Origin of the sequence: Antarctobacter albus (assembly GCF_900101505.1) — a bacterium.
In the GTDB taxonomy this organism is placed as follows: Bacteria; Pseudomonadota; Alphaproteobacteria; order Rhodobacterales; family Rhodobacteraceae; genus Antarctobacter; species Antarctobacter albus.
Map to the genome: position 1 here is coordinate 265382 of NZ_FMZI01000006.1, position 15011 is coordinate 280392.

The 15011-nt window shown below is 67.0% G+C and carries 13 protein-coding genes; 10 read left to right on the top strand and 3 right to left on the bottom strand.

Translation table 11 applies throughout. The features are described from left to right. Positions 1-77: 77 nt before the first annotated feature. A complete protein-coding gene (locus BLQ71_RS12770) occupies positions 78-1268 on the bottom strand; it encodes a glycosyltransferase family 4 protein (protein WP_074621985.1) in 1191 nt (396 codons plus the stop codon). 202 nt (positions 1269-1470) lie between these two features. Here BLQ71_RS12770 and BLQ71_RS12775 point away from each other — a divergent pair, with 202 nt between their 5' ends. Genes BLQ71_RS12775 through BLQ71_RS12785 form a run of 3 tightly spaced genes read left to right on the top strand, consistent with a single transcriptional unit; the run spans position 1471 to position 4678 of the window. Beyond that, the gene (locus BLQ71_RS12775; RefSeq protein ID WP_074621986.1) at positions 1471-2874 is read left to right on the top strand and encodes a hypothetical protein; all 1404 of its coding nucleotides are present in this window, start codon (positions 1471-1473) and stop codon (positions 2872-2874) included. 11 nt (positions 2875-2885) lie between these two features. Continuing rightward, the gene (locus tag BLQ71_RS12780) at positions 2886-4172 is read left to right on the top strand and encodes a glycosyltransferase (protein ID WP_074621987.1); all 1287 of its coding nucleotides are present in this window, start codon (positions 2886-2888) and stop codon (positions 4170-4172) included. Further along, the gene (locus BLQ71_RS12785; RefSeq protein ID WP_074621988.1) at positions 4169-4678 is read left to right on the top strand and encodes a GNAT family N-acetyltransferase; all 510 of its coding nucleotides are present in this window, start codon (positions 4169-4171) and stop codon (positions 4676-4678) included. Before BLQ71_RS12780 ends, BLQ71_RS12785 begins: the two co-directional genes overlap by 4 nt. Positions 4679-4688: 10 nt before the next feature. Here BLQ71_RS12785 and BLQ71_RS12790 read toward each other — a convergent pair whose 3' ends face one another. Continuing rightward, entirely contained in the window at positions 4689-5180 is a 492-nt protein-coding gene (locus BLQ71_RS12790) for a serine O-acetyltransferase (protein ID WP_074621989.1), read from the bottom strand. Positions 5181-5336: 156 nt separating this feature from the next. Between BLQ71_RS12790 and BLQ71_RS12795 the strand changes: the two genes are divergently transcribed. The 3 genes from BLQ71_RS12795 to BLQ71_RS12805 are packed head-to-tail and all read left to right on the top strand — an operon-like array spanning position 5337 to position 9699. Beyond that, positions 5337-7388, top strand: coding sequence for an acyltransferase family protein (locus BLQ71_RS12795; protein WP_074621990.1), 2052 nt, complete (start codon positions 5337-5339; stop codon positions 7386-7388). After that, the gene (locus tag BLQ71_RS12800; protein ID WP_074621991.1) at positions 7385-8938 is read left to right on the top strand and encodes a GMC oxidoreductase; all 1554 of its coding nucleotides are present in this window, start codon (positions 7385-7387) and stop codon (positions 8936-8938) included. The genes BLQ71_RS12795 and BLQ71_RS12800 overlap by 4 nt, the downstream gene beginning before the upstream one ends. Beyond that, complete coding sequence (locus BLQ71_RS12805) at positions 8935-9699, top strand: SDR family oxidoreductase (RefSeq protein ID WP_074621992.1); 765 nt, start codon at positions 8935-8937, stop codon at positions 9697-9699. The genes BLQ71_RS12800 and BLQ71_RS12805 overlap by 4 nt, the downstream gene beginning before the upstream one ends. A gap of 36 nt (positions 9700-9735) precedes the next feature. On the opposite strand, the gene BLQ71_RS12810 is transcribed toward BLQ71_RS12805, so the two are convergent. Continuing rightward, on the bottom strand, positions 9736-10500 hold the full coding sequence (locus BLQ71_RS12810) for a WecB/TagA/CpsF family glycosyltransferase (RefSeq protein ID WP_043140325.1): 765 nt from the start codon (positions 10498-10500) through the stop codon (positions 9736-9738). A gap of 191 nt (positions 10501-10691) precedes the next feature. Here BLQ71_RS12810 and BLQ71_RS12815 point away from each other — a divergent pair, with 191 nt between their 5' ends. From BLQ71_RS12815 to BLQ71_RS12830, 4 genes are read left to right on the top strand one after another with little or no spacing between them, the layout of a single operon-like run. Beyond that, complete coding sequence (locus BLQ71_RS12815) at positions 10692-11858, top strand: Gfo/Idh/MocA family protein (protein ID WP_083342235.1); 1167 nt, start codon at positions 10692-10694, stop codon at positions 11856-11858. Next, a complete protein-coding gene (locus BLQ71_RS12820) occupies positions 11846-12826 on the top strand; it encodes an NAD-dependent epimerase/dehydratase family protein (protein ID WP_074621993.1) in 981 nt (326 codons plus the stop codon). The genes BLQ71_RS12815 and BLQ71_RS12820 overlap by 13 nt, the downstream gene beginning before the upstream one ends. Continuing rightward, positions 12823-14052 (top strand): glycosyltransferase family 4 protein, encoded by a 1230-nt coding sequence (locus tag BLQ71_RS12825; protein ID WP_074621994.1) that lies wholly within the window; start codon positions 12823-12825, stop codon positions 14050-14052. The genes BLQ71_RS12820 and BLQ71_RS12825 overlap by 4 nt, the downstream gene beginning before the upstream one ends. Then, positions 14049-15008: a glycosyltransferase family 2 protein gene (locus BLQ71_RS12830; RefSeq protein ID WP_074621995.1), complete on the top strand. Its 960-nt coding sequence runs from the start codon at positions 14049-14051 to the stop codon at positions 15006-15008. Before BLQ71_RS12825 ends, BLQ71_RS12830 begins: the two co-directional genes overlap by 4 nt. The last annotated feature ends 3 nt before the right edge of the window (positions 15009-15011 follow it).

The window sequence follows — 15011 nt, forward strand, 5'->3', positions numbered from 1 at the left end:
CCGCATCGGGCTTTGGGAAAGACTCGGGGTGTGAGGTAGCACATGCCGCGCCGCAGCACCAGCGGCGGCCCAGAGTGTCAGGCGCTCCGGGCCGCGCGGGCATCGCGTTTGCGGGCCACCGCCTCGTGCAACAGCGTCGCGGTCCGACGCCCCCAGGCATCCCAGTTGAGCCGCGCCTCGTACTCGGCCCGCGCCGCGCGGCTGAGCCGGGCATAGCTGTCGGGCGCATCCAGATAGGACAGGATGTTGCCCGCGAAATCCGCGGCCTCTGCCCCCGGCGGCAAGGCATGGCCGGTGATCCCGTCACGAACCGGCACGCCCCCGACCCGCAGGCAGAGGGCTGGCAGGCCGTGGGCTGCGGCCTCGCAAAAGGCAAACCCGTAGGATTCAAAGGACGGCATGACCATGAAATGCGCCTCTGCCAGCGCGCGGTCAAAGATCGCCTGTTCCTCGGGCACCGCCTTGTTCAGCTGAGGGTGCACGGTGACGAAATGGTTGGAATTGTTCTCTGGCGGGACGCAGCCGATCACGATCAGTTGCGCGTCCACACCCGCATCCCGCAGCGCCATCATCGTGTCAAAGGCCACCGGCCCACCCTTAGCCACCCAGTCACGCCCGATCACCAGCAGGCGCACGGGCTCTCCCCGGCGCAGGCTGCGCGGGGCGGGCGGCGGCGGGTCGGCTATATTGCCGCCCCAGGGCACCAGGCGGCTGCGGTCCGGCGCGATGCCATAGCGGGTTTCCACTGCCTTCTGCAGCCATTCCGACGGCCACAGCAGAAGGTCGGCCCGCGCCAGCGCCGCGCGTTCCTGCCGTTCGACCCAGTCATCCAGGAAGCGGCCCAGCTTGAAGACCCGTTCATGCGCCTGCCCGACCTCGGATTCGCGGTAGACCGTCTGCGTCGCGTCCGAGGTGAAGGCCGCGACCATGTCCGAAGGCACCCGTACCCCCGCCAGCGCGTGCAGTGCATAGGCCCCGAAGAGCACGTCATAGCCCCCCCGACGCAGCTCCGCCTCGATCGGGCGCGCGATCACATGGCGCAAGGCATAATGTGCGCGCCAGCGCGCGCGCAGGTTCACCCGTTCCGGCATGGCATGGATCAGGCGGCGCAGGGGTTCTGCCCCCGCCCAGGTCTGCGGCAACACCGTGACCTCGCCCGCATGGGTCCGCAACGCATCGAAAATACGCGCATTTCCGCCGGAATACAGGTTCCGGTCCAATGGGGACATATCGCACAGGTAGGCGATGCGGAGGGTGTCGCGGGCCATGAGCTCCTTCCTGGCGCGGGCGTTGACAAGACAATGATAGAAGAAACTGGCGTTTTTACGACCGTTCCGCGCCAATTTGGGTACAGGGCCCGAATTGTGTCGGATTTCACTGTTTTGCTGCATTGCAGCCGCGACTTTGCCCCAGCCCACCGCTAGGTCACAATGAGACCCAGCGCATCCCGCGCCCAAACGCAAAGCGACCATGCCCAACCAGATCGCCTTCCTTGCACTGGCGGCAAGCCCGATCTTCGTGGCCGTGATGATGTCGCGGCTGCGCCTCGATCGTGCGATCATCTGGTCGCTGATGCTGTGTTACCTGTTCCTGCCGGAACCGCCCGCGGTCTTCGACTTTCCGATGATGCCGCCCCTGGACAAGCACAATATCCCGGCGCTGATGGCTTTTGCCCTGACCCTGTGGCGCAAGGACACGGGCGGCCCCCTGTTGCCGCGGTCGGGTCTTGGCAAGGTGCTTTTGCTGACCTTCGTCTTCTCACCCGTGATGACGGTGCTCAACAACGGAGAGCCGGTCTATTTCGGCATCATCGGCCTGCCCGCGCTGGGGCTCAAGGATGCGGCGGCACTGGTGCTGGAACAATTCCTGATGGTGCTGCCCTTCCTTCTGGGCCGCCAGCACCTGGCCTCTGGCGGGGCGATGCGGGAACTCTTGCGCGCGCTGGTCGTGGGCGGTCTGATCTACACGCCGCTGATGCTGCTGGAAATGCGCGTCTCGCCCCAGCTCAACAACTGGGTATATGGCTATTTCCAACATTTCTTTGCCCAGACCATCCGCTTTGGCGGCTATCGCCCCATCGTGTTCCTCTACCACGGCATCTGGGTCGCCTTCTTCCTGATGACCTCTGTCGTCTCGGCCTGGGCGCTGTGGCGCTGGCACGAGGGCGCGGGAAAGATCAAGGCGCTGGCCGTTGCGGGCTACCTGACCCTGGTCCTGGTCATGGCCAAGTCGCTGGGGGCACTGATCTTCATGGTTCTGCTGGTGCCGCTTGTGGTCCTGCTGACGCCCCGGACGCAACTGCGCATCGCGCTGCTGATCGGCGCGGTCGCCCTGGCCTACCCGATCCTGAAGGGCGCCGACCTGGTGCCGCAGGAACAGATGCTGGCCCAGGCGGAAAAGATCGACCCGGACCGGGCCGGATCGCTGCGCTTCCGTTTCCAGAACGAGGACACGCTGCTGGAACGCGCCTATATAAAGCCGGTCTTCGGCTGGGGCAGCTGGGGGCGCAATCACATCCTGGATCCATTCAGCGGCGCCATCCTGACCGTGACCGACGGGTTCTGGATCGTCTCGATCGGCACCTATGGCTGGGTCGGGTTCCTGGCGCAATTCGGCCTGTTGCTCTGGCCACTGGTGCTGATCTGGCGCGCGATGTCCAGGCAGCGTGCGGATGCCGTATCCCCCTTTGTCGGGCCGCTTTCGCTGATGCTGGCGATCAACGTGGCCGACATGATCCCCAATGCAACGCTCACGCCGCTGACCTGGCTGATCGCCGGCGCGCTGACCGGCTACGCCGAGCGCCTGCGTGAAGCCACCCCAAGGCGGCACCAGGCCGCCAGCGCCGCCCCCCTGCGGCGCCGCACGGCGATGTAGAAAGGTCCAAAATGCCCCAAAGACCCCGCGTCCTGCTGGTCGCCGACGAATGCAACCCGGAATGGCCGTCGCTGCCCATCGTCGGCTACAAGTACGCGCTGGAGATCGGAAAGCTGGCGGATGTGACCGTGGCCACCCATGTCCGCAACCGCGAGAACATCGAGAAGGACGGGCCGCCCGTGCCCGTGGTCTATATCGACAACGAGTGGATCGCCTCTCCCATGTACCGGCTGGCCAGGCTGATCCGCGGCGGCGAAGAGGTCGGCTGGTCGACCTCGATGATCTTCAACTACCTGCCTTACCTCGCCTTCGAACGGGGCGTCTGGAAACACTTCCGCGATGACCTGAAGGCCGGACGTTTCGACATCGTGCACCGCATCACGCCGATGTCGCCCACCCTGCCCAGCTGGCTGGCGCACAAGGTGCGACAGCCTTTCGTGATCGGGCCCCTGAACGGCAACCTCGACTGGCCGCGCGCCTTCGCGGCCGAACAGGCGCGCGAAAAGGAGGGCCTGCGCAAGCTGCGGAATTTCTACAAGTACCTGCCCTACGCGCGCAGCACCTACGACGATGCCGCCGCCGTGCTCTGCGCCTTCTCCCATACCCGTGCCGACCTGCCCCGGGTCGAGGATGCGCGCATCGTCTCCTTCCCCGAGATCGGCTTTGACCCTGCCATCTTTCACGCCAATGGCGCCGCGCCTGCGGGCAGCCGTGGCGATGGGCGGCTGGACTTTCTCTATGCGGGCCGCCTTGTTCCCTACAAGTTGCCCGAACTGCCGATCCGCGCCTTTGTCGCCTCCGAAGCGCTGCGCCGCCATCACTTGCATGTGGTCGGCGACGGGCCGGAACGCGCGAGGATGGAGGCGCTGATTGCTGAGCACGGGCTGCAGGACTGCATCACGATGCATGGCCGCAAGAGCCAGGGAGAGGTGGCCGAGATGATGCGCCAGTCCGACGCCTTCGTCTTTCCCTCGATCCGAGAGCTGGGTGCAGGTGTGGTGATCGAGGCGATGGCCTGCGGCTGCCAGGTGATCGTGGCGAATTACGGCGCCCCCGGCGACCTGGCCGATCATGGCCGGGGCGCCCGAGTCGAAATGGGCAGCTTCGACCGCATGGTCGAGGGATTCCGCCTGGAAATGGAAGCCTGCGCCGAGGTGCCGGGCAACATGGCCGTCACCGCAGCCCGCGCGAAATCCTACGCCGACGGCTATTTCCCCTGGGCGAAGAAGGGCGAAAAGACCATCGACGTCTACTGCGCCCTGCTCGACGGGCGCCCGCTCGACGGGCTGGGCTATTGACCGGGTTCGCCACCGAGCGGTTGCGTGTCACGCCCTGGGAGGCGGCGCTCAACGACCCGGCCAGCCGCCCGGCGCTTGAAAAACGCCTCGCCCAGATCCTCACACGGCCCGTCCTGCGGCCTCTGCCGCCTTCGGTTCAACTGGACGAGACAGAAGAGCGGATCGCCAACTGGATCGCAGCGCGCCGTGCCGTGTCGGACGTCTGGTTGGTCGAGACCGACGGGATCCTGATCGGCCTGCTCATGCTGTTTTCCGATCCCGAAGGCGACGAGGACTGCGCGCACCTCGGCTATCTCTTCGCCGAAGAGGCCTGGGGCAAAGGCTATGCAACCGAACTGGTACAGGGCCTCGCGGCACATCTCGACGGAACCGCCCGGATCACGCTTCTCGCCGGCGTCGACCGTGCTAACCCCGCATCCGCCCGCGTGTTGGAAAAATCCGGCTTTCGGCCGGATCCCGAGACGACCAGCGCCGACACCCTGCGCTTTCGCCGTTCGCCCCCCTGACCTCGTCCGCTCAATCCGGCCCGGAGATCACCTTTGCCGGAACCCCCGCCACGGTTGCCCCGGCGGGCACATCCCGTGTTACCACCGCGTTGGCACCGATCACCGCGTGATCGCCCACGGTCAGAGGCCCGATCAGCTTGGCCCCCGCACCCACGTCGACGTGACCCCCCAGAACCACCGGCCCCGCCAGCGTCACCTGGTGAAAGATCATGCAGTTCACGCCGATCCGCGCCTCCGGGTGCACGATGATCCCCGTCGGATGGGTCAGGCGCAGCCCGCCGCCGATCTCGGTCGTCAGGTGCAGCTCGCTCTGGCACATCAGCGACCAGAACCAGTGGTTGAGCACCCAGTATCGCGCCACCACCCGTCCCAGCGGGCCGCGTCCGCGCCAGGCCTGGTAACGGCGGACCGCGCGGATCATCTTCTTGCCCGGCTCCCAGAACCGCTCGATCCGCTCGCGCGACCAGTCCGGCACCTGGGCCGAGATCAGATTTTCCGCCATTCCGGTATCCAACACCCGCTATCCGCCATATTCCTGCCCTGAAATGCGGTATCCTAAGGGGTATGGCAACACTCTGACCGCAGAGTGCGCAAAACCCGGAGAATCCGGAAGGACGAAGATGACGCTCCCGCCCCTTGGCCGAGGACACCCGCAGCCATGAGCGCGCCTGCGCATATGCCTCTCCCTTACCGGGGGGACATCGACGGGCTGCGCGCTCTCGCCGTGCTGGCCGTGGTGCTCTACCACTTCGGCCTGCCGCTCTCGGGCGGCTTCGTGGGCGTCGATATCTTCTTTGTCATCTCGGGGTTTCTGATCGGCGGCATCCTCTGGCGCGAATACGATTCGACGGGCCGCATCAGCCTGCCGAGTTTCTACATCCGCCGTTTCCGCCGCCTTGCCCCCGCCTTTTTCGCCATGCTGCTGGTCACCACCGCGCTGGGCTGGATCCTGCTGCTGCCGTTCGAGTTCCGCGAATACGGCAAGGCGGTGATCGCCTCCACGGTCTACCTGTCGAACGTCCTGTTCTTCAGACAGGCAGGCTATTTCGACACCGCGTCAGAGGACAAGCCGCTCCTGCACACATGGTCGCTCGCGGTCGAGGAGCAATTCTACATCTTTCTGCCGCTGACCATTGTCCTTCTGGCGCGCTGGCGCTGGGGGGTGATCGGCGTGCTGATGGCCTGCTGGGCTGTGTCGCTGGCCGCCTGCGTGCTGGTCACGCCGCTGTCGCACACGGCCACCTTCTACCTCTTCCCGTTCCGCGCCTGGGAGCTGCTGTCCGGCGTCCTGCTGGCGATCTGGGGGCATGAAACCCGCGCGACTTGGCGTGGGCACCCGGCGCTGCCCTCGGTCGGGCTGGTCATGGTGCTGGCCTCGATCTGCTTCATTCCGGCGGGGCCGCTATTTCCCGGCGTGCTGGCAATTCCGCCGGTGCTGGGAACCGTGCTGCTTTTGTCGTCAGGCACCGGGGCCTGTGCGGTCAATCGGCTGCTGACCCATCCCTGGATGCGGATGATCGGGCTGATTTCCTATTCGCTCTACCTCTGGCACTGGCCGGTCTACACGCTGGCCACGTCGCTGCGGGGGGATATGGGCCTGCCGGAATCGCTGGCGTGGATGGCGCTGTCCTTCGGTCTCGCCTGGCTGTCCTGGCGCTTTGTCGAACAGCCCGTGCGCCATGCCCGCGCGCTGTCCGGGCGCGCTGTCTTCGGGGGCGTTGCGCTGGCCTCCACCGCCGCGCTGGCGCTGGGGGCCATGCTGTTCAAAGGCGACGGGTTGCCTGCCCGGTTCGGGCCAGAGGCACGGGTGCATATCGCCGCCTCGGGCGACTTCCTCCAGGACTGGAGCCGCTGCTCCATACCCGATGACGGCCCGCTCGACGGGCTGGAGGTCTGCCCGATCGGGCCGGCGGGCGCGCCACGCCTGCTGGTCTGGGGCGACAGCCACGTACGCGCCATGAAAGAGGGGCTGGACGTCGCCGCGCATGAGGCAGAGGTGCCCGGTATCCTCCTCTGGCGCGCCGGCTGCGCGCCCCTGTTCGGGCTGCGCAAGGTCGAAAGCGCCGCCACCGCCGCGCAGGACATGGCCTGCACCCAGGCCAACACCCAGATCCGCCAGGCCCTGCCCGCCCTCGACAACCTTGACTCCGTCCTGCTCATCGGACGGTGGGCCTATTATGCCACCGGACAGGGCGTCGGCCTGAACGCGCATGACAGGATCGCGCTGCACCCCACGGACCGGCCCGTCTCTACCAAGGTGACACAGCCGCAGCTGCTGGCAGAGGCCGCGCGCGACACGGTGGCAGAGCTGCGCCGCCATGTGTCCCGCGTCCATGTCCTGCGCCAGCCGCCGGAAATCCCGCTTTACAACAGCCGTCTCGCGGCGCGTGAGGCCGCCCATGCGGGTCTGCCCCTGGCCGCGCCCGCGCGGACAGAGACCAGCGTTCCGGCGGCGGCCATCGTCCTGCGGGCCACCCTGTCCGATGCCCCTTGGCTGCCGCTGGCAGAGCAGAGAGTGATTACCTTCCTCGACACCTGGCCACAGTTCTGCACGGATGGCACCTGTTCCGCCGTGCAAGGCGGGCAGGGCCAGTATTTCGACAACAACCACCTGACCAATTCCGCCGCGATCCGGATCCGCACGGTCCTGCAGCCGGTCTTTCGGCCGCTGATCCCCGAGGTCTCGATGCAAGGGGCCTCGGACGGATGACCTCTCTGTTCGAGACCGACTGGGATGCCATCGTCATCGGCGCGGGCATGGGCGGCGGCACGCTGGGCCGTGCCCTGGCAGAGGCCGGGCAAAAGGTGCTGTTCGTCGAGAAGGGCGCGGAGGGCCTGCGCAGCGAGCGCAACGGCCTGACAGAGGTCTTTGTCCCCGAGGCCCGCGCCGCGCGCGGTCTGTGGCCCGATCCCCTGCATGTCTCGCTGGACGGGGTGGAAACGCAGTTCTTTGCCCCTCTGGGCAGCGGTCCCGGCGGCAGCTCGGTCTTTTACGCAGCCACGCTGGAACGGCCTGAACGGCACGATCTGGACGACCTTCCGGGACAGCCCCATCCCACCGGCGGCTGGCCGGTGGGTTTTGACGAAATGGCCCCCTGGTACGACCGCGCCGCGCGGCAATTCCGGGTGCACGGCACACCCGACCCGCTGTCGCCCGAGACGCCGATGCCGCTGGACGCCCCGCCGTCCCTGCACGCGGCAGAGGCCGCCTTGACAGACAGCCTGCGCGCCGCGGGACTGCATCCCTACCGCACCCATACCGGCATCGCCCGGGTCGAGGGCTGTGAGAACTGCCTGGGCAAAAAGTGCCCGAAGCTGTGCAAGATGGACGGACGCTCTGCCGGGGTGGAACCTGCGCTGGCGACAGGGAATGCGCATCTGTTGTCCGGCGTCGCGGTCACGCACCTGATGAGTGATGGCACGAGGATCACCGGCGCCGAGATCCACATCGACGGCGAGACGCGGACGCTCAGCGCCAGGCGCTATATCCTTGCCGCCGGCGCCCTGCATTCGCCCCGGCTGCTGCTGGCTTCGGCCTCTGAGGCCGCGCCAAGGGGCCTTGCCAATTCCTCGGGCCTTGTCGGGTGTAACCTGATGCTGCATGTCGACGAACGCTTTGCGCTCTGGCCGAAACGCGGGGTGCCGGACAGCGGCGCGACCAAGTCGATTTCGTTCCGCGACTTCTATCACCGCGAGGACATGCGGCTGGGCGCGGTCCAGGCGATGGGCATCCGCGCCTCCTATGGCGAGATGGTGCATTTCCTCAACCGGATGTTCGACCTGCGCGGCCAGCCGCGCCTGCGCGCCCTGTCGCGTCCCCTGGCCGCCGTCGCCAAGACCATGCTGGGCCATGCGCATCTCTTTGTCGGGCTGATGGAGGATTTTCCCTACGCCCATAACCGGGTGCTTTTCGATCCGGCGAGCCCCGACAAACTGGCCGTGACCTATACGCTGTCGGATGAGTTGCGCAGCCGCCGCCGCGCCTTTCGCAAGGCGCTGCGCAGGGGCTTGCGCGGGCACCGGCACCTGTTCCTGTCGATGACGCCAGAACTGAACTGGGGCCACCCCTGCGGCACCCTGCGCTTCGGGCATGATCCGGCCAGCTCCGTCACCCGCGCCGATGGCCGTGCGCATGACCTGCAAAACCTCTGGGTTGCGGATGCCGGTTTCATGCCCACCTCGATGGGAGTGAACCCCAGCCTGACCATCGCCGCCAACGCGTTGCGCGTGGCTAGCCACATCCTGGAGGATCAGCGATGACCCGGATCACGCCGGCAGACGGGTTTGCCATTGTCACCGGCGCGGGGTCCGGTCTGGGCCGGGCCCTGGCCCGCCAGCTTTGCGACACGGGCTTTACCGTGGTCGGCACCGGGCGCCGGGCCGCGGCGCTGGAGGAAACCGGCGCCACCTGCGCAGGCCGGTTCACAGCGCTGCCGATGGACGTGTCGAATTTTTCGGCGGTTCGGCAGGGCTTTGCCGAGGTCACAGCCCGCTACGGGGCGCTGGCCCTGCTGATCAACAACGCCGCCGTCTACCCCAGGCGCGATGTTTTCGACGAAACGCCAGAGCTGTTCTGGCAAAGCTTGGCGATCAATCTAGGCGGGGTCTACGCCTGCTCCTGGGCCGCCTTGCAGGACATGGCGCCGCGCGGGACAGGGCGCATCCTGAACGTTGCCAGCTATGCCGACATCGCGCCCCTGCCCGCCTCGGCGGCCTATTCCGTGTCGAAGGGCGCGCAAAGGGTGCTGACCCGCGCCCTGATCGCCGATCTGTTCGACCGCTTTCCCGGTATCGTCCTCACCGACTGGTTGCCCGGGGCGCTGGCCACCGGCATGGGCATCCCCGATGGGCTACCGCCGGAGACAGCCGCGCAATGGGGGGTGAAACTGGCACTGATGCGGGATGAAGCCTTGAACGGCGCCGTGTTTGAGCGAGACATGGAACTGCTGCCGCCGCGCGGACTCAAGACGAAATTGAAAGACACGCTGATGATGCGACGCCCACGGCCCCGCAGGCTCTGACGCCGTAGGGTGGGTGATTGCACCCACCGCCCCCGGTCATGCCTTGCGGTCGCGGAACCGCAACAGCATGGAGCGCACCGCCAGACCCGGCAGCACCAGGGCACATTTCGCATAGCGTCCGGCCAGCCGCCCGGGGCTGAGCATCATCCGCCACAGCCATTCCATCGCGATCCGGCGCACCCATTTCGGCGCCCGCTGCTGGGTGCCGGCAAAGAAATCCAGCCCTGCCCCGATCGAGGCAAAGCCCACCTCCGGCGCCACCCGGCGCCCGGTGGCGGCAAAGCTTTCCTGTTTGGGCGCTCCCAGCGCGATGAAACACAGCCGCGCGCCGGACTCAGCGATCCGGTGCAACATCTCCTCGGCCTCCGGGCCCGCCGGGTCGAATCCCATCGGCGGCGCGATCCGGCATACGACCTCGAGGTCGCGCACCTCGCGTTCGAGGTATTCCGCCGCCGCCGCCAACACGGGTTCGGACGACCCGAACAGCGCCACGGTTACCCCCTGCGCCGCCGCGATCTGGGCCAGCGGCAGAATCGCCTCGGAGCCGGGGATCAGCGACACGGGCCGCCCCGCCAGCCGCGACAGCCAGACGATCGGATACCCGTCGGCCACGACGAAATCCTGTGCCGCGTAGATGGTGCGGAAACTGTCCGAACCGCGCAACTTGACGATGTGATCGAGGTTGATCGTGGCCAGCGCAAAACCGGCGCGGCGGGCAAACCGCTCGCGCACCCGCGCCTCGAGCACGGCCCATGTCGGCACGTTCACGACAACCGTGTCATCGCCAAATCGGAATTCCATAACGGCACCCTGTTCCCCCGACCGCAGCAATAGCCTGTTCCCGTGACAGGCGCAGTGACCTTTCCACAATACATTCCCTTTTTTCGACATCACTGGTGCCGCACTGCCGCAATTTCCCGGTGCACGTCGAAATATGGCCATGTTTAGGTGTTTTATCTTCGCACCAACACAGGCGGGCCAAGGGTGGCACAGTGAAGTCGAGCAGGGCAGAGTCGGGCGCCGGTCAGGGCGCGCAGGCCGGGCAGGTCGTTCTGCTGGGCTGTGGCTTTGTCGCCGATCTCTACATGCGCTCGCTGGCCGCGATGCCGGAGATAACCGTCGCCGGGGTCTGGGATCAGGATGCCGACCGCCTGCGCGCCTTCTGTGATTTCTGGGGATTGCCGGCCCGCGCCAGCCTGGCGGACCTTCTGGACCGTGCGCCCGGGGCGCTGGTCCTGAACCTCACCAATCCCCATGCCCATTTCGACACCTCGCGCGCCTGCCTTCAGGCGGGACGCCATGTCTATTCCGAAAAACCGCTGGCCATGACGCTGGAACAGGCCAAGGAACTGCACGCGCTGGCCGGGGAAAACGGGCTGATGCTGGCCTCTGCGCCCTGTTCCGCGCTGGGAGAGGCGGCCCAGACCCTGGGACATGCCCTGCGCACCGGCATCGCTGGCACGCCCCGCGCCATCTACGCCGAACTCGACGACGGGTTCATCCCGCAAGCCGCCTATCGCAAGTGGCTGTCGGACTCCGGCGCCCCCTGGCCCTATGAGGATGAATTCCGCACCGGCTGCACTATGGAGCACGCAGGTTATTACCTGACCTGGCTGATTTCCTGGTTCGGGCCGGTGCGCACCGTGGTCGCCGCCTCTGCCGAGACCATCCCTGACAAGGAAGGCACAGGCCCCTTCGCGCCGGACCTCTCGGTGGCGATGCTGTTCTTTGACAAGGGGCCCGTCACGCGGTTGACCTGTTCCATCACTGCGCCGCACGATCACCGTATCCGCATCGTCGGCGACAAGGGCGTGCTGTCATGCGCCGCCGCCTGGGACAACGCGGCCAAGGTGACATTCGCGCGTCGGCTGACCCTGCGACGGCGGTTGATGGAACATCCCTTTCCCCGCACCCTGCGCCTGCCGCAGCCGACCCATCCCAAGGTCAAGCGATGGGGGGCCGCGGCGATGAACTTCATGCTGGGTCCGGCCGAGGTGCTGGAGGCACTTCATCAGGGGCGCCCCTGCCGCATGTCGAACGATTTTGCCCTGCACCTGACAGAGGTCACGCTGGCGATCCAGAACGCCGGAGAGACGAGCGGTGCCCAGTCCATGACAACCACCTGCACAGCGATGGAGCCGATGCCTTGGGCCAGTTGACGATAGCCATCACCGGGGCGGGCGGTTTTCTGGGCCGCGCCTGCGTGGCCGAGGCCCGGCGCCGGGGCCTGCCGGTCCTTGCGCTCTATCGCAACAGCCTGCCCGGGGATTGGGCCGGGGACGCGGGGATCACACCACTGCAACTGGACCTGACCGCCCCCGATGCCGCAGACCGCCTGCGCGCAGCCCTACCCGAGGACTGCGCCATCATCCACGCGGCGGCCCATCTGGGCGATAATCTGGCGGCAGTCGCCCGCGACACGCTGAGCGCCACCCGCACCCTGCGCGACGCATGGCGCGACAGTGACGCACGCCTCGTGCTGATCTCATCCCTTGCCGTCTATGATACCGACGCGCTGGCGCCCGGTGACGCGGTCAGCGAATCCACGCCGCTGATCCCCCTGCCCGATACGCCGGAACAGGCCCGCGACGCCTATGCCGGCTCCAAGCGCCTGCAAGAGGCACTGTTCCTCGACGATCTTCAGGACGGCTGGATCCTGCGGCCCGGCGCGCTTTGGGGACCGGGGCGGACCTGGCACGCGCTGCAGGGGTTCCGGGCCTCCAAGCTCTTTGTCACCATCGGGTCGCATGGCGAGCTGCCTTTGGCCCATGTGGACCTCTGCGCGCAAATCGCCGTCGAGGCTGCGCGCACGCCCACCCCCGGCCCCGGCATCGTCAATGTCTTTGACGACGATCGCCCCACCCGCGCGCGGTTCCTGCGCGCGCACAGGCGCTGTTTCGGCTGGCCACGCCTGAACGTGACGGTTCCCTACGGGGCCTGGCTTGCACTGGTGCGCCTGTTGAAACCAATCTCAGGCAACCTGCCCGGCCTCTTTCGCGAGAACATCCTGCGGGCACGGCTCATGCCGCTGCGCTATCCCAACACGCGGATGCGCAGCGCCTTTCCGGGTGAGGATATCGACACCTTCGAGGGCCTGATGACCCGCGCGGCGGAGGATCGTGGATGAGCCTGCCGAAACTGGCCTACCTGACCGGTGAATACCCCCGCGCGTCCGATACCTTCATCCAGCGCGAGGTCGCCGCCCTGCGCGCACTTGGCCATGAGGTCGAGACCTGTTCGATCCGCACCACCGGGGCCGAACACCTCGTCGGCCCGGAACAGCGCGCGGAACACGCCCGGACCTACAAGGTGCTGGACGCGGCAAGAAACCCGCTGACCCTGCTGCGCGCCCATCTGCGCTGGATGCGCCAACCGGGCCGTTACCTGGGCGCGCTGAAGCTGGCCTGGCGGACGGCGCCCAAGGGTGTGAAAGGCCGGCTCTACAACCTGATCTATTTCCTCGAGGCGGGGGTGCTGGCCGCACATCTGGCCGATCAGGGTGTCGACCACCTGCACAATCATATCGCCAAGGCCTCCTGCACGGTGGCCATGCTCGCCTCGGAAATGTCGGGCATTCCCTACAGTTTCACCATCCACGGGCCGGACATCTTCTTCGAGCCGCACCACTGGCGCATCGACGAAAAGGCGGCCCGCGCCACCTTTGTCGCCTGCATCTCGGAATACTGCCGGTCACAGCTGATGTGCTTTGCCGACCAGGCGCATTGGGACCGCTTTCACATCGTGCATTGCGGTGTCGATCCCGACCGGTATTCCCCTGCACCCCACGCGGGCGAGGGCACGCATCTGCTGTTCGTCGGCCGGCTGGCCGGGGTCAAGGGCGTTCCGATCCTGGTCGAGGCGCTGCGCCGGCTTGCCCCCGACACGCCCGGACTGCGTGTGACGATCATCGGAGACGGCCCCGACCGCGCCGCGCTGGAAGCGCAAGCGCAGGGGCTGCCCGTCACTTTCACCGGCTACCAGTCGCAATCCGAGGTCGCGGAAGCACTGTCGACGGCGGATCTCTTTGTCCTGCCCAGTTTCGCCGAAGGCGTGCCTGTGGTCCTGATGGAGGCGATGGCCTCTCACGTTCCGGTCATCACCACCCGCATCGCCGGGGTGCCGGAACTGGTGGCGCAGGGCACCTCTGGCCTGCTGGTGGCGCCCGGTGACGTCGAGGGCCTGCGGGACGCCATCAAGGCCCTGACCCAGGACCCCCTGCGGCGCCGGCGGATGGGTCTGGAAGGCCGCGCCAAGGTCGAGACCGAATTCAACATCACGCGCGAGGCGGGCTGGCTGTCGACGCTGTTCAGCGGCTATGCCACCGGAACGCCGCCACGGGGGAAACGTCCGTGACCCCCGTCGATGTCGTCCTGATCGGCCGGAACGAGGGCGCGCGGCTGGTCGTTGCGCTGGCCTCTGTCCAGGGGCAGGCGCGCGAGATCGTCTATGTCGATTCCGGCTCTACCGACGACAGCCTTGCCGAGGCGCGCGCCGCCGGCGCAAAGGTCGTCGAACTGGACATGTCCACGCCCTTTACCGCCGCCCGCGCCCGGAACGCCGGGTTCGACGCGCTGACCGCGCCGCGCATTGTCATGTTCATCGACGGCGATTGCACCTTGCACCCCGGGTTTCTCGACGCCGCGCGTACGCATCTCGAGACGTGCCCGCAGCTTGGTCTCGTCACTGGCTGGCGGTCGGAAATCCATCCGGATACCTCGATCTACAACGCGATCTGCGACTGGGAATGGCACCGCCCCGCCGGGCCGATCCAGGCCTGTGGCGGCGACATGATGGTGCGGGCAGAGGCCTGGGCGGGCGTGGGCGGCATGAACCCCTCGGTGATCGCCGCAGAGGACGATGAATTCTGCACCCGGTTGCGCAAGGCCGGCTGGCAGCTGGAACGCCTGCCGCTGGAAATGACGCGCCACGATGCCGCCATGCTGAACTTTGGCCAGTGGTGGCGCCGTGCGGTCCGCACGGGCCACGGGTTTGCCCAGGTGGGCCATCTGCACCCAGAGTATTTCCGGACCGAACGCCGCCGCGTCCTGACCTTTGCCCTGGTCCTGCCGCTGCTCTTCCTGGCCGGGTTTTTCACCACGTCCTGGATCAGCGCACTTGTCCTGTTGCTCTATGGCTACAGCCATGTCCGCTCGATCCGCGGACTGCGCGCCGACGGATTGCCGCCCGGACAGGCGCACCGGCTGGCCCTGTTGCTGACCCTGTCGAAATTCCCGAACCTGATCGGCATGGCGCGGTTTCACGCGCGGCGGCTCTCTGGCGTTGAAATGCGGATTATTGAATACAAATGAGGA